This window comes from Bacillus sp. AC266 (genome assembly GCF_979253805.1).
This window is the reverse complement of record NZ_CEEDEC010000001.1, coordinates 625,490-645,008: the sequence shown is the minus strand read 5'-3', so window position 1 is coordinate 645,008 and position 19,519 is coordinate 625,490. Positions and strand designations below refer to the sequence as shown.

The 19,519-nt window shown below is 34.3% G+C and carries 21 protein-coding genes and 2 pseudogenes; 4 read left to right on the top strand and 19 right to left on the bottom strand.

Annotated features, from left to right (window positions below; genetic code table 11):
* Positions 1–3 precede the first annotated feature (3 nt).
* Positions 4–690 carry an RNA polymerase subunit sigma-70 gene (locus AC0IXC_RS03350; protein ID WP_002127730.1) on the bottom strand — a complete coding sequence of 229 codons (687 nt, stop codon included), beginning with the start codon at positions 688–690 and terminating at the stop codon, positions 4–6.
* A 143-nt stretch (positions 691–833) separates the two neighbouring features.
* Between AC0IXC_RS03350 and AC0IXC_RS03345 the strand changes: the two genes are divergently transcribed.
* The 3 genes from AC0IXC_RS03345 to AC0IXC_RS03335 all read left to right on the top strand — a co-directional run bounded on the left by AC0IXC_RS03345 (position 834) and on the right by AC0IXC_RS03335 (position 2,361).
* Complete coding sequence (locus tag AC0IXC_RS03345) at positions 834–1,154, top strand: 2Fe-2S iron-sulfur cluster-binding protein (protein WP_002189833.1); 321 nt, start codon at positions 834–836, stop codon at positions 1,152–1,154.
* A gap of 4 nt (positions 1,155–1,158) precedes the next feature.
* On the top strand, positions 1,159–1,821 hold the full coding sequence (rpiA, locus tag AC0IXC_RS03340; RefSeq protein ID WP_002136714.1) for a ribose 5-phosphate isomerase A: 663 nt from the start codon (positions 1,159–1,161) through the stop codon (positions 1,819–1,821).
* 105 nt (positions 1,822–1,926) lie between these two features.
* Positions 1,927–2,361: a GNAT family N-acetyltransferase gene (locus tag AC0IXC_RS03335; protein WP_471652577.1), complete on the top strand. Its 435-nt coding sequence runs from the start codon at positions 1,927–1,929 to the stop codon at positions 2,359–2,361.
* A 212-nt stretch (positions 2,362–2,573) separates the two neighbouring features.
* On the opposite strand, the gene AC0IXC_RS03330 is transcribed toward AC0IXC_RS03335, so the two are convergent.
* From AC0IXC_RS03330 to AC0IXC_RS03290, 9 genes are all read right to left on the bottom strand, one after another.
* Positions 2,574–3,941 (bottom strand): lytic polysaccharide monooxygenase, encoded by a 1,368-nt coding sequence (locus AC0IXC_RS03330; protein WP_215589751.1) that lies wholly within the window; start codon positions 3,939–3,941, stop codon positions 2,574–2,576.
* Positions 3,942–4,379: 438 nt separating this feature from the next.
* Positions 4,380–4,940 carry a phosphatase gene (locus AC0IXC_RS03325; protein ID WP_471652576.1) on the bottom strand — a complete coding sequence of 187 codons (561 nt, stop codon included), beginning with the start codon at positions 4,938–4,940 and terminating at the stop codon, positions 4,380–4,382.
* 76 nt (positions 4,941–5,016) lie between these two features.
* Positions 5,017–6,213, bottom strand: a complete 1,197-nt coding sequence (locus tag AC0IXC_RS03320) for a macrolide family glycosyltransferase (protein ID WP_341085785.1) — start codon at positions 6,211–6,213, stop codon at positions 5,017–5,019.
* Between the two features lie 92 nt (positions 6,214–6,305).
* Complete coding sequence (locus AC0IXC_RS03315) at positions 6,306–6,983, bottom strand: formylglycine-generating enzyme family protein (RefSeq protein WP_002127738.1); 678 nt, start codon at positions 6,981–6,983, stop codon at positions 6,306–6,308.
* Positions 6,984–7,042: 59 nt separating this feature from the next.
* Positions 7,043–7,549: a DNA topology modulation protein gene (locus AC0IXC_RS03310; RefSeq protein WP_471652574.1), complete on the bottom strand. Its 507-nt coding sequence runs from the start codon at positions 7,547–7,549 to the stop codon at positions 7,043–7,045.
* Between the two features lie 21 nt (positions 7,550–7,570).
* Positions 7,571–7,957: a ribosomal maturation YjgA family protein gene (locus tag AC0IXC_RS03305; RefSeq protein ID WP_002127740.1), complete on the bottom strand. Its 387-nt coding sequence runs from the start codon at positions 7,955–7,957 to the stop codon at positions 7,571–7,573.
* Positions 7,958–8,049: 92 nt separating this feature from the next.
* A complete protein-coding gene (locus tag AC0IXC_RS03300) occupies positions 8,050–8,403 on the bottom strand; it encodes an MmcQ/YjbR family DNA-binding protein (protein ID WP_000994618.1) in 354 nt (117 codons plus the stop codon).
* 15 nt (positions 8,404–8,418) lie between these two features.
* A complete protein-coding gene (locus AC0IXC_RS03295) occupies positions 8,419–8,823 on the bottom strand; it encodes a GNAT family N-acetyltransferase (protein WP_060751382.1) in 405 nt (134 codons plus the stop codon).
* A gap of 33 nt (positions 8,824–8,856) precedes the next feature.
* The gene (locus AC0IXC_RS03290) at positions 8,857–9,273 is read right to left on the bottom strand and encodes a GNAT family N-acetyltransferase (RefSeq protein WP_193653490.1); all 417 of its coding nucleotides are present in this window, start codon (positions 9,271–9,273) and stop codon (positions 8,857–8,859) included.
* Positions 9,274–9,640: 367 nt separating this feature from the next.
* Between AC0IXC_RS03290 and AC0IXC_RS03285 the strand changes: the two genes are divergently transcribed.
* Entirely contained in the window at positions 9,641–10,387 is a 747-nt protein-coding gene (locus AC0IXC_RS03285; RefSeq protein WP_471652573.1) for a collagen-like protein, read from the top strand.
* A gap of 218 nt (positions 10,388–10,605) precedes the next feature.
* On the opposite strand, the pseudogene AC0IXC_RS03280 reads toward AC0IXC_RS03285, so the two are convergent.
* The 9 genes and pseudogenes from AC0IXC_RS03280 to recQ all read right to left on the bottom strand — a co-directional run.
* Positions 10,606–10,839: pseudogene (locus tag AC0IXC_RS03280) on the bottom strand (serine hydrolase); the annotation flags it as partial.
* 154 nt (positions 10,840–10,993) lie between these two features.
* Positions 10,994–11,506: a GNAT family N-acetyltransferase gene (locus AC0IXC_RS03275; RefSeq protein WP_215589755.1), complete on the bottom strand. Its 513-nt coding sequence runs from the start codon at positions 11,504–11,506 to the stop codon at positions 10,994–10,996.
* A 78-nt stretch (positions 11,507–11,584) separates the two neighbouring features.
* On the bottom strand, positions 11,585–12,586 hold the full coding sequence (locus AC0IXC_RS03270) for an HAAS signaling domain-containing protein (protein WP_341085782.1): 1,002 nt from the start codon (positions 12,584–12,586) through the stop codon (positions 11,585–11,587).
* The gene (locus AC0IXC_RS03265; protein ID WP_002013008.1) at positions 12,573–12,920 is read right to left on the bottom strand and encodes a PadR family transcriptional regulator; all 348 of its coding nucleotides are present in this window, start codon (positions 12,918–12,920) and stop codon (positions 12,573–12,575) included. The genes AC0IXC_RS03270 and AC0IXC_RS03265 overlap by 14 nt, the downstream gene beginning before the upstream one ends.
* Before the next feature lie 168 nt (positions 12,921–13,088).
* The gene (locus AC0IXC_RS03260) at positions 13,089–13,421 is read right to left on the bottom strand and encodes a DUF952 domain-containing protein (RefSeq protein ID WP_471652572.1); all 333 of its coding nucleotides are present in this window, start codon (positions 13,419–13,421) and stop codon (positions 13,089–13,091) included.
* A 74-nt stretch (positions 13,422–13,495) separates the two neighbouring features.
* On the bottom strand, positions 13,496–15,571 hold the full coding sequence (locus AC0IXC_RS03255; protein WP_002189855.1) for a HelD family protein: 2,076 nt from the start codon (positions 15,569–15,571) through the stop codon (positions 13,496–13,498).
* A 117-nt stretch (positions 15,572–15,688) separates the two neighbouring features.
* Positions 15,689–16,425 (bottom strand): annotated as a pseudogene (locus tag AC0IXC_RS03250) (class I SAM-dependent methyltransferase).
* Between the two features lie 180 nt (positions 16,426–16,605).
* On the bottom strand, positions 16,606–16,989 hold the full coding sequence (locus AC0IXC_RS03245) for a gamma-glutamylcyclotransferase family protein (protein WP_002032638.1): 384 nt from the start codon (positions 16,987–16,989) through the stop codon (positions 16,606–16,608).
* Between the two features lie 25 nt (positions 16,990–17,014).
* Positions 17,015–19,132 carry a DNA helicase RecQ gene (recQ, locus tag AC0IXC_RS03240; protein ID WP_002013002.1) on the bottom strand — a complete coding sequence of 706 codons (2,118 nt, stop codon included), beginning with the start codon at positions 19,130–19,132 and terminating at the stop codon, positions 17,015–17,017.
* Positions 19,133–19,519 lie beyond the last annotated feature (387 nt).

The window sequence follows — 19,519 nt, the reverse complement described above, 5'->3', positions numbered from 1 at the left end:
GTTTTATGCCGCATTAAGCATACAACTGTAAGAAGAAGATTGTTTCATACTGAAGAATAACACCGGTTGTATTGATGGTAACTTAGTGAAATCTATTGTTGGGAGAAGTTTCGTCAACAATTCAGGTCTTTCTTCTCGAATAGAAGTTACAACGATTTCAACATCATCCGTGTACTCGACTATTTCAATGCCTTCTTCATTTACAGTTTTCAGCCTATTTCTACTCCTAAATAAAGATGCTTTCACTGCCCCTTCTGATACAGAGCATATTTTTGCAATATCCGCGATACTATATTGAAAAACATCCTTCAATAATAAAATTACGGATTGTTGCACATTTAACGAAGACAATACTTTCCCTACCATTTCATGCAAATCTGCAATTTTTCCATGTGGTTCTTCAAATGTATTTTGCTGTTCTAACTTTTCTTGAACGGATTTTGATTTCATTTGATCTAACCATTGATTTCGAGCAATTTTATACAGAAGCGTTATACAAATTTCCTTCTCACTATACTTTTGAAGAACTTTGCAAATTGCTTCTTGGGCAAGGTCTTCCCCATCCCATTTGTTTTTCGTCAAAAACGTACAGTATCTTTTTACCTCTGCATAATGTGTAATTAAAAAATTTATATTTGAATGATTCATATCGATATGATCCTTTAAAACCTGAGTTACTTTTGTGCACAAAATAACCACTCCTTTTCAGCGCTTACTTAATAAACGATTGAACAAATAAAAAAGTTACGGGGCTTATAATTAATTTTATGTTTATGTTCATGAATACGGGTCATAAATATGTTATATAGCATTTTACATGAGGAGGAATCAATTTGCCAAAATTAACAGTGGAAGGTACCGGAACTTTCGATATTAAAGAAGGAACGAAATTAGTCTTAGCACTTGAAGATAACGGTGTACACATTCTTCATCGTTGCGGTGGCAAAGCAAGATGTACAACTTGTAGAGTTGAAGTCATTGCAGGTGATTTTTGTGAGGCGACAAATGATGAAAAACAAGCTATTACGGAAAAAGGAATTGAAGACCACTTACGATTATCGTGCCAAATGCGTGTACATAAAGATATTACCGTTCGCCCTATACTTACAGTTGAAAATTCCGGTTTAGATGCTGGATCACGCCCGGCGGAGTAAAATGATGAATTTAAAACAGCTTGCAGGCGAATATGCTGCTGGCTTTGTAAGAGATGGTATGACGATTGGACTTGGTACGGGTTCAACCGTATATTGGACGATACAAAAATTAGGTCACCGTGTACAAGAAGGGTTATCTATTCAAGCTGCACCGACATCAAAAGAAACTGAAGTATTAGCAAAACAATTATCTATTCCGCTAATCTCTTTAAATGAAATTGATATACTTGATCTCACAATTGATGGAGCAGATGAAATCAATAATGATTTACAATTAATAAAAGGTGGTGGTGGTGCATTACTTCGCGAAAAGATTGTTGCCACCTCCTCTAAAGAACTTATTATTATTGCAGATGAATCCAAACTCGTTTCACATTTAGGTACCTTTCCACTTCCTATTGAAATCATCCCCTTCTCTTGGAAGCAAACTGAAAAAAGAATTCAATCTTTAGGATGCGAAACGCGTTTACGTATGAAAGATGGCGGACCATTTATAACTGATAACGGCAATTTAATTATTGATTGTATTTTTCCAAATAAAATATTGAATCCAAATGATACACATACAGAGTTAAAGATGATTACCGGTGTAGTTGAAACAGGATTATTTATCAATATGACGAGCAAAGCGATCATCGGAACAAAAAACGGTATAAAAGAATATTAAGCATTTTAAAGGCTGACTTTTACAAGTCAGTTTTTTCTTTTATAGCATTACAGTATGATATACTATGAAAACACATTCATATCACACTAGAAAGGGCTGAACAATTTGCAATCCAAACTCATAACAGAACTTACAGATTTAGAAACTGCCTTTTACATTCGAAAAGAAGTATTCGTAAAAGAACAAGGTTTACCTCTTGAGGATGAATTCGATACATATGACCAAATTGACGAAGTATGCAAACATATATTAGTTTATTATAATGAACTTCCTGTAGGAACTGGCCGTATACGATTCGTTGACGGAATGGGTAAACTAGAAAGAATTTGTATTTTAAAAGACTATCGCAAATACGGATTAGGCAAAGTAATAATCAAAGCACTAGAAGAGATTGCTCGTAACAAAGAAGCAAATAAAGTGAAACTACACGGTCAAACACAAGCTGAAGGGTTTTATGAAAAATTAGGCTATCAAACTTCTTCCGACGTATTTATGGAAGATGGAATTCCACATATTCTTATGACGAAAGTGTTATCATAATAGAAAGGTTACTATATGATTCTACATTATGTATTCGTATAGTAACCTTTCTGTAGCTTATTCGTTTGAAAGTCTCTTTGATGAATATTCTAGATTAATACAAAAAGACGACGCTGAATACGTCGTCTTTTTTATAAGCAGAAAAGTTAACTCTCAAACTTCCTTTTTTTGCATCAAAGCCCATCATCTTTCATTTCATTTTGAGGTAAAGCTTACACTGTTTTCCATAAGGATAAAGCAAAAATCCAGTTTGGATCCCCATGTCCTTCATAATTCTGGACTGCTTCATACACTTTTCCCTCGTGTAAAACTCTATCCCCCTTTTTATATGCTTTCTTTGCATCCCACGCTTCATATGAAGCGCTTTCAGTTTTTGTAGTAATTGTGAACGTATCACTTTGTACGGATTCATTTCCAACTACATCCACTGCTTTCACTGCATATTTATAAGTAGTATTAGCGAGTAAATTTTTATCCATATAAGAAGTCGTATTGGATGTTGCAATTTTTTTCATTGTTCCTTCTATTTCTCTATAAATATCGTAATAGTCTACTCCAACGTTATCATCAGATGGGCTCCACATTAGATCCACACTTGACGCTGTTGTTCCCATGCTATGTAATCCTTTTGGTTGTGTTGGTGCTTCTGTATCAGGAGCTTCAACTGTTGTTTTCACTGTAAGCGCTGTACTTTCTTTCGATACATTGCCAGCTGCGTCAATTGCTTTTACAGTATAAGTGTATTCTGTGCTTGGTTGTAATTTCTTATCAATAAAATAAGTGCCTGGTACTGTGTCAATCATCTCTCCGTTACGGAAGATTTGGTACCCTTTTACTCCTACATTATCCGTAGAAACGTTCCATGTTAGTTCTATACTATTTGCTGTTACTTTTTGCGCCTGAATTCCATTTGGAATACTTGGCGCTTCTGTGTCTGGTTTCACATTATTGATGAGATTCACATCAATTACATTATAGAACGCATTTGCTGTATCAGCTACATCCCATACAGCTAAAATCACATGATATCCACTACGGTCAGTAGGTACATTGATTTTATGAGTTAAATTATTTGAAGCTGCAGAACCATCATGTTGTACAGTGCCAATTGGCTCAAAGTCTGCTCTTGTTAGTGCTTTATTTGGATTCCATCCTTTTTTTGTAATATAGTAGTGCCATTTGCTTGTTAAGTGAGGTGCTGTATACTTCCAAGTAAATGTATTTTCCCCACCAGTGATTGTATTTTTAAACCAACGATTTGCTGTTTGTTGATCTAAAATACCGCCAAATTTTCCACCTGCAGAAGCGATTTGCCCATCAACTGGGCCACCTTGTGGGAATCCTTTTGGAGCTTCTAAACTTTGTGGTTCATACATAACACTTCCGCAGTTTACATTTAGAGAACCATAAGTTGGACTACATAAAGCGGAACGGCTACCAGGCTTTTCAACAAAGCCGTGCGCGTATGCATTTTGAGGAATAAGTGTCGTGCTGATAATTCCAGCTGTTAATGCAACAGCTCCTATACTTTTTTTGTTCATTTTCAAGTTTTGTAGTTGTTTTAAAAATCGATTATTCATGTTCCTGTCCCCTTCTTGTTATACTTCGTAGTGTAATGTGGGCTTTGATGTAAAAGAATAACAAGAGTCAATCTTATTTCGTGTATGCGTAAATATGCATACACCGTCGTAAAGAAACATTTCATTTCTTGTGAAATATTTCACTTATGGAATATATCATGACATAGAAATCACCTAAATGCGTGCAGAAGTTGTGCAGAAACAGTGAAATTACTACTAACACGTAAAACTACATCCTAAATTTATAAAGTAAAAGTGAGCAATAGAAATTGTAGTACTTGTAATGAAAAATTTTAGGTATATATATGGATGAATTGCACCAAGTCGTCTTGAAACCCTTCATCGTTAACTTAAAACGCGTGGCAATGTGAGATCACATTATTTTAAAACAACGTGCCATCTCCATTTTCCATATATCTTTCTATCAATACTTTGAAATTACTTATCACTTGTAAACATTTCCGAATCCGTCAATATAGTTTCATAAAATTTATCATATTCTTCACTGTATTGAAGTTTTAACTTTTCTATTAAACTTGTATCTGGTGAAACAATGTCAATAACGTCTGTACTTATATACAATAAATAAATATCGTTATAAAAAGAAATATACGCTTGCTGACCACCATTAACGACATACTTGCAATACTTATATACTTCATCTTCATGTACACCTTTAATCGTAGTAAATATGATTGTACTTTCAAGATCATCAACGTCTACTTTCGTTTCTGTCCAATTCTTAATCTTCATGAACCTTCCAATTTTTGTTTTCTCATTTATTCTCTTACTTTTACCATATGTTATGTAACCGGAAATAAATGAAACATCAATCGTATCAGGACTTTTAAAAAGTTCAGTCAAAATCCCTCTTAATCCTCTCAAATTACCCTCAAATAATTCTATATCGAATCTAATTCTATTTTTCGCCTCCACTTGAAAAAATGGTGTAGCTGTCATATCAGCAAAATTTACATCTAGTATTTTCATTCTTTCCATTTCATCAATTCCTCGCTTCATATAACATAAAAGTGTCTATATCATTTAATATAGACACCCTTTCACATGTATAGTTTTAATAACGGCCTGTAAATTTAAAAATTTCATCAACAGCTTGCTTATACCCACCTGATTTTCGGAGAGACTCCTTCAAATTCAAAGCAGCTTCTTTACATGACGGATTATTTAATACTATTTCTACACTTTCACTTAGTTGATCCGCAGTTAATCCTTGCATTTGCAATTTAACTCCTGCCCCGAGACTCTCCACTTGCTTTGCGATTACTGGCTGATCTGCACTTTGCGGAATTACAACGAGTGGAACACCGTTATATACCCCTTCATGCGTACTGTTCATACCGCCGTGTGTAATAAATAGTTTCGTATATTTGAGAAGTTCAGTTTGTGGTACATAGTTTTTCACAATGAAGTTTTTAGGGATATTACCTAAATCACTTATTTCCGTTTTGTTGCCAATAGACATAACAATTGTATGCTTACTATTCTCGAACGCCTTCATACAAAGTTTATAAAAATCAAGCGCTTCATTAAAAACAGTACCTAATGAAATGTAAATCAGGCTTTTTTCTTCAATTGAAGTGTAATCAAAACCTTCATTTTTCACTTGTGTAGAGATAGATGGACCCACAAATTTGAATGTTTCATTAAATGTATCCCCAAAAGGTTGGAACTCCTTAATTGTATACACAATAGTAAGTGAAGCTGGATTACAGAAAACTTCATACGGTGAGTTTATATTAACACCATATTTTTCTGTAATTCCATTAGTTAAGTTTTCAAAATCATTATGTATTCTATCCTGAACTTCCAGTGGGATATTTTTAGAAAGATGGTCTAACATTTGTTTAAATGATTTTTCATCTTGTGCAAAAGATGTGCATGAATTTATGGCTGGAAGATTAAGAATTTGAGCAATTAAGCGGCCACAGCCAAACATCGAATCATGAATAATATAATCAAAATGTTCACCTTCAATTTGTTCTAGAACACTAGGTATTACAATATCAGCTGTATATAGAAGGCCGTTTATTCTTTCCTGTAAATAATTTCGACCACCGGAAAGAAATGCTTTTATAAATTTTTCATCATCAATCGTTCGTACAGTAGCGCCTGTCTTCTCAATACGCTCCCTGAAAGCCTCTATTGAAAAATAAACTACCTCTTCACCGCGAGAAATCAGTTCTTCTACAACATGTAATGTTGGATTTATATGTCCTTCTGATCCAGCGTTAATGAATAAAACACGTGCCATTCAAAACACTCCTTAAATTTTAAAATTTCTATGTTGTAAAGAGTATGGATACTTTCCATACTCTTTACGGAGTTATATGTATCATTTTCCTGCTAAATTGACCTAGCAAGCCTAAAACCGAGATCATCTATATGAAATGTAGGATGACTACGACGGCGACAGGTAGCACCGCACCCTCTCGCTTCTTCAGCCCAGCTACCGCCTCGGAAAATTCGGTACGATCCATATACCTTTTCATCATACAAATCATAACACCATTCCCAAACATTCCCTAACATATCATATACTCCCCATGCATTCGGTTCTTTTTTACCGACCTCATGAATTTTCCCATCCGAGTTTTTATTATACCAAGCTATCTTATCAAGTTCTCCATATGTATACCCAGTAGTCCCTGCTTTACATGCATATTGCCACTCTCCCTCAGAAGGTAATCGGTAGCCGTTGGACTCTACATTACAACTAACCTTTTGACCGCCATCACTAATAGAATAATATTCTTTTAATCCCGCTTTTTTTGAAAGTAAATTACAAAATATAATCACATCATTCCAAGAAGTATTAACAACGGGTTTATGATTGCCTAGAAAAGAATTTGATGATTCATTTATAACAGTATAATATAATTCCATCGTTACAGTATATTGTGCAAGAAGAAACGGCTTAATTTGGGCCTTCCATTCTCTTTTAATTCGATCGTCTCTTAAAACTATCTCCCCTGCTGGGATTTTTACCATATAAGAATCAATCAAGCGAATTATTTCATTCAATATTATTCCTCCATTCAAAATGGAACATAATTTAATGTTTTTAATGCACCAATTTATACTTACTGCACTTCCTTTATGAATCGTTGAACCTCATTTGGTGTTTTTAAAATAATAATTCTTTTATCCTTATTGAATTGATCGAGTCTTTTTAAAATTGCAGGTCTTTTCGACTTAGGATATTCCCATATCCATTTGAAAAATTGCAAGTCAAATCTTTCTTCACATCCAGCCCCCATATCCGGTCTTGTTTTATTCCGATATTGCACAATTCTTTTAAAAGCACGATAAACACAAATTGTTCTATGAATATAAAGAAAGATAATTGTATCAGCTGCGTTAATTCTTATGTCCATTGTCCCGCCATAATTCCCATCAATAATCCACTTTTCCCCTTTAACTAATTCATTTTGAACCGTTCTTTGCTCCTCTTTCGGTACACCCTCCCAATTTGGTTTCCAAAATAGTGCATCAAGATGATGCACCTTAATATTTAATTTATTCCCTAACTGTTTTGCTAATGTAGATTTTCCTGAACCACCAGCACCTATTAATATTATTTTTTTCATAAATACCCCTTTTTACATCTTTTATTTCTTCCGTAGCATAAACTCACCAAGCATTCCTACTCCAACACCAATTGTGTAAGCCACTAAATCACTCCATAAAAATCCGTAACCTAATACGAGTCCACCTAAAGTCGTTGCGCGAATGCTATCAATCCATTCCGCATGGTACAATTGGCTAATTTCAATCCCGTAGCAAAATATCAAACTAATAAAAGCTAATTTCTTCATTTCTATTTTAGGAAACAAAAATCCGAATCCAGTAAAAATCATTAATGCCCATAAAGCATCACCTAAGTACTCATTTAACAAATCTGGTAACGCAAAAGCAAACTTTCTTGAACTAAGACCTAAAATAATAACAACTATAGTAAACACCGCATATAGTAATCTATTTCGTTTCGTATTCATTTCAAAATCCCCTAATATATAATGTAAAACTGCAAATAGCTAGTAAAATATAATCATTTTACTAGCTATTTATAGTCGACTTCACTTTGTATTTAATCCAATAACTCTTGCTGCTTTTTCTTTGAAAATGATTGTAATACTAAATCATACGACCAATCTATCATTTTATTAATTTGTTCTTGCCCCACATCCTTATGTATGTACACTGTATTCCAATGCTTTTTATTCATATGATATCCAGGAATTATTGTTTCTGGGTAATCTTCTCTTATTCGTAAAGAGAGTTCTGGATCACATTTTAATGTAATCGCAGCTTTTTCCCCTTCTTCATGGTTCACTATCGCAAATATTTTATTATTGAGCCTCATACATGTTGCACTCCAGCCATCTGGAGAATCTTCTGTCGCTTTTCTTTTCGATAAACAATATGCTCTTGTTGCATTCATTCTAATTGGCACCTCTTATTCTTTTACTATTTGATTACGATGCATCACAATTTGCTTCGTCGCTTTAAATTGCTGTTCACCATAGAACTTTATTAGTTTCTCTCCGCAAAATAGACTAACAATATCAATATCGGATACCTCTTGAAGTAACATTGTAAGCATCTTCTCACCAATTCCCTTGTTTCTTACACTCTCATGTACGACAACATCTTCAATATACGCCCGAAAAACACCGTCAGTAACAACTCTAGCAAATCCAATTAATTCGTTTTCTTCCCATACTCCAATTGCTATACTATTCTTTAACATTTTTTGAATATCGACTTCTTTTCTTTCTGGCCACCAACCTACAGAATCGTAAAGTTTCTTTATTTTTTCTACACAGATTGGTTGTTCATGTTGTAATTTATACGTGTACATTTTTTCTCCCCTAAACTAGTGTACATAATATTATTATAATCTCTTTTCTAAAAAGTGTTGACTATGCCCTTTAGGATGATCTTCAACAACACCATATTCTCGGTATCCGTGCTTTTTATAAAAATCTGGTGCTTGGAAACTAAATGAATCTAGTAAAATGAGTCTACATCCTTTTTCCATCGCAATTTCTTCTATTTTATGTAACAATTGACTACCATAACCATCATGACGAACAGATTCATCAACCCATAAAAAATCTATATGAAGATGATAAAAATACATCGTTCCTGTTACCCCGCCAAAGATTTTTCCTTCCTCATCTTTCACTACAAAACTTACTTGTTCCATGGGCTGTTTTACTTCATCTGTTAAGATAGACATATTATATTGAATTACTTTATTTTTAATGTATTCACCTTCAGTGCGAGTACCGTTCTCTATGCTTTTCATATATTTCCTCCTTTCAACTTAGTAAGCTACATTTAATTTTTACTTCTTCTCTTTAATATACTGATGAATATAAATCCAGCATATGTAACAAAGCATGAAAAACCAATTATGCCTGGTACAGAGACATAGCCTATTCTCACATAACTTATAACGGCAAAACTAGCAATTAATAATAAAATAGATGGCCAAAAAATAAGTGCTGTTTGGAGTAAAGCCATGTTCCTTATATATTATAGAATGGGTTTATATTTGTGTCATAAGGGCTTATGCTTATTTTTATTTTTAAAGGCTTTTTCCTTATACCTGCGTGTTAGCTAATTCATAAACTATAAAGTGTAAGTGGGTGAATGATAAGGATGGTGTAAAAATGAGTAAATTTAAAAAGAAATTTCATATCCCGTGCGAATGTTTCGGCCCCCCTATACCTCCACCTGAAATTGGTCCAACAGGTCCAACAGGTCCAACGGGTCCAACGGGTCCAACAGGTCCAACAGGTCCAACAGGTCCAACGGGTCCAACGGGTCCAACAGGTCCAACAGGTCCAACAGGTCCAACAGCAGTAGGATGTTGTCCATGTAATAATATTCTTGACAACCCTGGATTTGACGAGCCGGCAGTAGTAGGAGATCCAGTTCCAGGTTGGAATCAAGCAGGTTCTGTTTCAGAAGTAGGGTTTCCAAACGTTCATAGTGGCCGGTTTCTGTCAAATGGTTCATTTAGTCTCTTAGCTGCATCAATTAATCCAGGTGGAAGTATTAATCAAACAGTTGATGTTGACGCAGGTTGTTGTTATACGTTTTCTTTTGCTGCAGATGTAAGGGATGGTGCATTTCTTATAGCTTCAGTATCTTTCCCAGAACTTGGGCAAGCATGTCCTCCTGCCCCTGTAACTCTTGGTCCATTAAACATTCCACATATTGTACCAGTTATGAATCAACCACAATCTCTTTTCCAACATTATATTCTTGTTGTGTGTATACCTGCTACTGTAACTACAGCATGTATTTCTTTCCAAAATACTGCTACAGGGGGAGAAGGCGCAACAGCTTTTGTTGACAATGTTGTATTTCAACCTACTGGTGGACCTTGTACTTCATGTACACAAAATTTCTAATGTATTGAAGTACTTGAAGCTTTTCGTTTTGCTGGCGGATCACAAAACCATTAAGGAGAGCCTTTGTGCTCTCTTTTTATGTTAGAAATCACCAGACACTCCCATATGCTGAGCGCATTACCTTATAGTCCCGATATATATGAGGGATTCACCTTTGTAAACGGCATACTCCTTTAGGTGCACTATTCTCCTCCCTGCTATTAAAATAACGTTTTTATTCAATTATCGGTTACAACGTTTGTTTCACTTGTCATCTTATATTCTTTATATAAGCACTTCAAAGCTTCTAGAATTGTTTCATCAACCTCTTTATTATCAAATCGATTAGGTAAATCCTTTCCCCCAATTACATAAAGAAACGGAAATTCATGAAACATTCCTATTATACCAATATTTATTGTAGCCGTGGATAATCCGCCTGTCATATGTGCTAGATGATAATAAGGTATACCTGCCTTATATCGTTTTATCATCTTCTCAAAATTCGATATAGAATATAAGAATCCTTTTTTGTTAAATGATAATCATGAATACAATAAGAAAAAGATAGCATGAAATTTCTTCACACTACCTTTTAAAATTAATTATTACGCATAACGAATACATCTATTCTTCGATAGGATTTCCAGGTCCGTTAAGCTCCAATTGATAAAAAGCTAAATCCAGCCATCCATTGAACTTATAACCAGCCTTTTTTATTGTTCCCGAATAAACAAATCCGAAGTTTTTATGCATTGCAATGCTTTTTTCATTTTCCGCATCAATTCCAGCAATTAAGGTCATATATTCTCTTTCTTTTGCAATTGTGATTAATTCTTCTATTAAAGAGGACCCAATTCCATTTTTTCTATATTCCTTATCAACATACACAGAATGTTCAACTGAATATTTATAGGCAGGCCATGCCCTAAAGGGGCCAAATGTCGCAAATCCTACTACTTTATTATCTAGCTCGTAGACTAAAATAGGATAGCCATCAGCCTTTTTTTGTTCATACCAATCTATTCTATTTTCAAGGGTTACAGGTTTGTACGCATATACAGCTGTTGAATTAAGGATTGCATCATTATAAATATCTAAAATAAATGTTACATCTTCTTTCATTGCTTCCCTTATCATTGTTTTCTTCCTTTCATAATGATTTTTCTCTGTACCTTTCTTTCAACTGATCTACCTAATAATAATACAAACTTATTTTTACAACCGAATTCTAGATTTTCGAAAACCATCAATTGCATTTAGTACCGCAGATAATATGAAGATAATTATCCCTCCACCAATTAACCACGTTTTAAATTCCTCTGGAGAAATTGCAAACACATTTGCCACATACGTAATGAATCCTTCGTTAAATAAATGAGGATTTACTACGATTACAATGAATACTATTGTTGCAGCTAACTGTAGGATTGCGTTCCCAATTGCCAACCTTGTCGTCCATTGTCCTTGCACTAACTTATAAAGAGATATACCTATCTCGAAAACAATCATAATTACAACGATTGGCCAATACTGAAGTAAAACATCTTGATTGAAAGTTGGTGCGACAAATTTCAGTCCATCTGCTGCACCATTATATACGCCAACAAGATGATTCGCATAAAAGTAAAGGGTAGCCCAAACTGCTGTCCACATCAAACCTCCAAAAACTTCAAACTTTGAGATCGACTTTTTCTTTGGAACATACGAGATATTTTTCAAATCATCAGGAGTCCATTTTTTTAAACTTGTCGTCAACGGTTGGGTACCTTTGTCTTTATCTGTTCTTTCTAAAATAGCAAATACAAGTGTCAACCAGAAAAATACATGGAGGCCTACTTCGACAATTTCCCCAATGCCTTTACCTATCAATTGTAAAATAACATTTAATACTGCTTGATCACCAGTATAGCCTATAAAATTTTCTGCAATCATTGCAATGAGTGCGATAACAGCTGCAATTGGTATAATCATTTTTAATAGCGTCGTATATACATCAAAATAGCGTGGTCCAATTAAATGCATCGGTCTATCCAAATACCCATTAGCCAATGAAACCGGGCTCCCCAATTTTTCGAGAACGATCTTCACATCATCTTCATTATAATCGTCTGATAACATATCCTCTATTGTCGACCGTAGCTCAAGCGTAATATCTTCACGATTTTTTTCAGGTAATCTCTTCGCAACTTCTTGGACGTACATATCAATCAAACTCATTCTCGTCCTCCTCCTTTAATAAGTTATAAAGTTCTTTTGAATCCTTTATCCATTCCTTTTTCAACTGCAAAAATATATTTAATCCATATTCACTTAAAACATAGTACTTACGAGGTCTACTCTCCGTTTTATCCCAACTACTCGTCACTAGCTCCTGCTTTTCTAATCGGCGAAGTAGTGGATATAAAGTACTTTGATCTATCATGATTCCTGATTGCTCCAATAATTGGACAAGCGAATATCCATATTGCGGCGTTCTTAGTTGACTTAAAACCGCTAATGTCAATGTCCCTCTCCTTAGCTCAGTAATTAATGAATTTAATAAAGTATCCATTCACCCACCTCATTTCCATTACTATATGTCATACAGTATGTGTTTTATACTATGTATCGTACAGTATTAGTGTGACAAAAACAATAATTTTTCAAAAAATATATACAATAAAAAGCACAAACTATATAATTTGCGCTTTTCTAGCTAACTTAAATACCTATAACACTCTTAACTTTGTCCCTCTGGTAATAAAAAATCTCCCTTTTCTTTAAAAAATGGAGCAACACCTACAATTGCCTCAAAATTGATTACTCCATATACATGCGGGTATTCTTGACCGTTAGTAGCAAGTTCATATTTTATTTCTGCTTTTACTAGGGATGGATCAATTTTAAGTAATAAAACATCTTCTTCATGACTAAAATATGTTTCCGCAACTATTAAAGCTTGGTCTAATAATGAACAATGAATAAATCCCTCTTCTATTAGTGATTTTTCATTAATTTCTCTAGTTGTTTTTGCGATTTCCCAATTTCTTTTTGTTATTACTTTTGTAATCATATCCATTCCCCCTATATCCTTATATAGAAAAAAAGAGGTTTTTCTGTTTATTACTAGAAAATCCTCTTTTTTATTTATTTTATCCCCTTAATTAATGGCGACGCTTCCCCACTATGGAAAATCCATAAATCATGAAGCGATCTCGTACATCCGACATACAATAATTTCGCATCATGTTTTGTATTTTTGTAATGTTCCTCATCAACGTCGATTAGAAGTACGGCATCAAATTCTAAACCTTTCGCCAAATATACAGGTACTACCGAAATACCACCTTCATATTTGCTTTGATCTGCTTCAATGACATTAACAGTCAACCCTGCATTTGTTAACTTCTCATATATATCACGGCATTCATCGTCTGTTCTTCCAATTACCGCGATTGTTTTCACATCTTCAGTTTGCAAATGCTGTAATGTCTTTAAAACTTCAGTAAATTGGTCCTCTGCCGGAATTACTTTCACGTCTTCACCGCTACGGAAAACTGGAGTTGCCAGTCCCACTGGAATCTCTGCATTTTTAATTATTTCATTTGCGAATTCAATAATTTCTTTTGTAGAACGATAACTTCTCGTCAATTCGTAATAACCTGTTTCTTGGAATACTTCCTTAAAAGCACCCCAGTCTTCAATTCCTTGATAATCATAAATCGCTTGAGATAAATCACCTAATATAGTGAAAGAATTACCTAGTGTAATTTCTTTTAATACATATACTTGGAATGGCGAGAAATCTTGCGCTTCATCAATAACGACGTGATGGAACTTTTGTCCAATTTCAATTCCTGTTATGCGATGTTGTATGTAAATTAAAGCTGGTAAGTCTTCTACATACACTTCTTTTTTACGACAATTCTTTTCTGTTTCTTGAACAAGTTCTTCAGGTAATACTTCGAGTATTTCTTTACTCTTTATCATTGAATTATATAGTGAAAGCGGGCTCATTTTCGGCCAAAAATTCATATATGTGTTCAATCTCTTTGTCGCTTCTTTTTTTAGTAATTTTTTCTCGTTTGTTTCTCCAAACTTTTTAAGCTCAATTTCAATCCAGCGCTTCATACGGCCGACTAAACGTTCTCTTCTTTTCTTTAATGGATAGTGTTTATATTCAACCTGCATCCATTTTTTAACGTCTTCCACTGGAATAACAGCTTTATCCCATGCCTCAAAATCTTTTGTTGGCACTAAATCTTTTTCAAATTGAATCATTCTTTCTTCAATAAACGACTTAAATTCCAGCGTGCCTTTCAATTTACCTAGCATAACCTTTTTTTCATCGCGATTAATTGAGAAAGCTTCTTTCAATTTTTCTTCTGTCTGCTTCAGTTTCACCGAACCATCTAACGTACGTAATGCCCAATCTGGAAACGTTGTTTGACTAATATTTCCTACCCCTAACTCAGGAAGTACACTTGAAATATAGTCTAAAAACAAACTGTTTGGAGCGAATACGATCATTCTCTCCGCTTCAAGTTGTTCACGATATTCATAAATTAAAAAAGCAAGGCGATGTAAAGCGATTGTTGTTTTTCCGCTCCCTGCAACCCCTTGAATTAATAACGGTAAGTTTCTTTCCGCACGAATAATATCATTTTGCTCCGATTGTATAGTCGAAACGATATCTTTCAATTTATTATCTTTATTCTCACCTAATCGATATAGAAGAAAATCATCAGCATGTGAGACATCTTCATTTCCTTTCACATATGTATCAACAACACGTTCTAGTTCTCTCTTTCGAATCGAAATGTTTCGTTTTAAATAAACATCTCCTTCTACTAATCCGTCTGGTGAATGATAAAATGCTAATTCTTCTCCACCGGTAAATGAATAAAACATACTTGCGACAGGTGCACGCCAATCAATTACAATTGGTTTCATCGTATCTTTATCTGAAACACCTACTTTACCGATGTAAATCGGCATTACATCTTCCTTGCCATCCTCCTGAAAATCTAATCTTCCAAAGTACGGCTCATGTATACCAATACGTAAGCTTTGTCTATTAGACTCCCTCATACTTTCAAGAATTTGTTCTTTAAAATCTTCTCCATAATAAACCGGGATTTTTTCAAGCTGTTCTAATTGATCATCCATCGTACTTAAAGTATCTTTCATTTTTTGTAACTCTTCGTCAAAAATGTTGTTCATTTGATGATTCCCTCCTGTCCGTTCCAATTTTTTCAGTCGAAATATAATTGTATTAAAAATCCATTCATAAAGTCAATAGTTTTAGTAAGAATTTTCTAAATTAAAAAAGAGTAGAGATTAATCCCTACTCTTCCTTACTTTAATTCGATATGCCAAACATTCATTTAATGTTGCCAATTCTTTATATTTTCGTTTTTCAAAATCATATGCTCCCCCAGGGAAGAATCCCATAATACTTAAACCAGCTTCAGCACATAGATTGCTAATCTCATCTACCGTATAACATCGTAAAGACTGTGTTACTACATCATTTGGATAATTAGGGTCCCACCAATGATCTAACATTCTTTCATTTATACTATCATATTCGTATTTTCGCATAGCTGCACTTAAGGACATTTCTTGTCCACTTACTTTTTTCCAATACAATGGTTGATAAATATCAATAAGTGCACATCCTTCATTCAATTTTTAATCCGTTTTAATAGAATCAATTGCTCATCATCTGTTCCTACACCAAAACCGTCTAAATAACTAACAACATCAAACTTTTCTTCAAAGTTAATTTTATAAAAATCTGCGCAATGAATATCTATATTATTAGTAGAATGTTCTTTTGCAAACATAACTAACTCTGGTACAAGTTCAACCGTAGTCATTTTCACTTGTAACCTAGACATCGCCCTTGCAAATCTACCATTTCCTGCTCCTAGTTCTAACATCGTTTGAAATGGATGACCAACTTGTTCTTGAACTTCTTTAGCAACCTGCTCTAACCAGCTTTCTGTATTGATATCGTAATTCGACAGTTCGAATTGTTTTTGGTAAAATTCCTTCACATTTAATTCGTTCATTATTATTCTCCTCCTGCACTAGACTTTTCTGCCACAGGTGAGAAACTAAATTTCTGACACCCATAAAAAAACCATTCTTATTTCTCTATATTTACAATTTATCAAAATAATAAGAATTTTAAAAGTACCAATATAAAAAGCAGATAATGGTCGATTCCACTATCTGCTCTATAGCTGCTTTTATTTTCCTTGTTGATACTCCACCCAATCACCAGAAATGATAACTTTCTTTAGCATCTCTTTATCTTGAGCAATATACACAAATGCACGTATTTCTCTATCACCTAAATAAATCGTTTCGGTGATTCGGTCATATAAATCACTCTCTGCATTACCTGTGTATTCTTCAAGTTCATCTAACTTTTGCAGAACATCATCATTTACTTCATAAACTTCTCCGTATACTTTGTCCTCATTTGAACAAATCATCGCAGGATACCCTTCGTATGTATCAAATAATTTACCATACGTCCATGCTTCGTCTGCGATGCATATTGCACCTTGCATAAAATGAGCATTCGTTTGCTCTTTTCTTAACGTGCCATACACGAAAACGTGATGCATAAATCCCTATCCCCTTTATATGTCTCTACTTTCTAATTTGTAAATAAGCACGAATCATAAAGTAACTCACTTCATTTGGAAGTTGGTCCTTAATCGATTTCAGACCACCCTCTGCATTTTGCACGGCAGTTTCAATCAGTGATTCATATTCTGCAGGAACAAAACTGTTCCAGTCTACTTCCATTCCATCTTCAAAGCAGCGAATTAAATGATTTTCAATTGTTTGTCTTGATAAGCTACGTTCTTTAGCAATTTCATCTAGATCAATGCCTTGTTTATACATTTCATACGTTTCTAAATGAGAATTCGCTGACGCTTTTCCTGATTTTTTACTCTCTGAAACAACTTCAGTCTTAATTGTTTCCGCATAGTTTGGGTTATCCTCAATAAAGTGCTGAACTGCTTGTAAGAAGTGAGACCCGTACTTCACAAGTTTGTGTTCCCCGATTCCTTTTACAGTTAGGAGTTCGGAGTCACTTTGTGGCATTTTCGCACACATATCTTTTAACGTTTGGTCAGAGAAAATAACGAACGGCGGTACACCTTCTCCTTGTGCAATTTCTTTACGTACTTCACGAAGCACTTCAAATAAAGGATGATCTTGAACAATTTGTCTCGTTTCTACTCGTTCTTTGCGTAAAACATTCTCTTTACCAAGTAATACTTCTTTTCCTTTTTCCGTTACTTTTAATGTTGGATACGTACCATGTTCAACTGCAATTAACTCATCTGAAATTAAAAACTCAATAAACTCACTGACTTCTTTTACACTACGGTTTGATAAAAGACCATACGTTGGCAAAGTATGAAAATTAAATTCAATGACTTTCTTATTTTTAGATCCAGTTAATACTTGTGCAATCATTTGCTTTCCGAATCGTTGGTTCGTCCTAATCATACAAGATAGTACCATTTGGGATTCTCTCGTCACATCGATACTTTCACGGTCATCCGTACAATTACCGCAGCGACCACAATCTTCCTTCGGCTCTTCTCCGAAGTATTGCAAAATAAATGATTGTAAACATTGTTCTGTATGACAGTAATCGGTCATATTTTGGAGTTTTTCAAGCTCATTTGAAAAACGTGATTCTCCAGTTGATTGATCGATTAAAAAGCGTTGTACTTGCACATCTTGAGAAGAATATAACAAAATACATTCACTATCTAATCCATCACGACCAGCACGTCCTGCTTCTTGATAGTAACTTTCCATATTTTTTGGAAGTTGATAATGGATAACGTAACGTATATTCGATTTATCTATACCCATTCCAAATGCAGATGTTGCCACCATAACACTTATTTCATCTCGTAAAAAGAGTTCTTGCTGTTCATTTCGATCGTGGTCGCTCATACCAGCATGATATTTCGATACAGAAACTCCTGCTTTCCCTAAATCTTCATATAACTGATCGACAACTTTTCTTGTAGCTGCATATATAATCCCAGATTCCTTCTGATTTTGACGAATATAATCCGCTAAATAAGCATTACGATCCTGTCCTTTAATGACAGAGAATGATAAGTTCTCGCGCTCAAACGTTGTCATAATTGTATTTTCTTGATTAATTCCAAGCGTGTTGCAAATATCTTCACGAACTTGTGGTGTTGCCGTAGCAGTTAACGCTAATACGAGCGGCTTTTCTGGAAGATAATCTAATATGCGATGTATATGTAAATAACTAGGACGGAAATCATGTCCCCACTGCGAAATACAGTGCGCCTCATCAATTGCAATCATCGGGATTTTCATATCGATAAGTTGATCAACAAATTCCATTGAATCAAGACGCTCAGGCGCCACATAAAGTAACTTATAATGGCCTTGTTTCGCTAATTGAATTCGTTGATTTGCTTCTGTAATAGAAATAGAACTATTAATATAAGTAGCTGAAATACCGTTTTGTACTAATGTATCTACTTGGTCTTTCATAAGTGAAATCAAAGGTGAAATAACTAATGTCGTTCCTTCGAATACTAATGCGGGAATTTGATAACAAATTGACTTACCACCACCCGTAGGCATAATACAGACTGTATCTTTCCCATCTAATACATTTTTAATTGTTTCATCTTGTCCTCTTCGGAATGACGAATAACCGAAATAAGACGCTAAAAGTTCTTGTGCTTTTGTAAACAAAAAAGAGTCACCTGCTTTTCTTTATCTTTCATCTATTCCCATTATATCATCAAACTGATTCTCGCCACTTTGAATTTTATAAGTATTTGAGTTCTATTTGCTTCCTACGTTTTCCAACATAAAAAAACAAATCTAGTACACAAAAAGAAAGAATTTCAAAATAAATATTCATTTAATTTACCTTCCTAGAATACTACTAATCGTATACATATGAATTTGAGGAGGTTAAATTATGAAGAGTCGTTACAATAATTCCAACAAACCTAAAGCGTCAAATAAACAACTCCAATTCTCTAATAATGATGCGTGGAAATATGAATCATTTTATAAGTATCAGCCCTTATTTTCTTATAGCAAGCTTATGAATTTCCTTTCTCAACTTTTTAA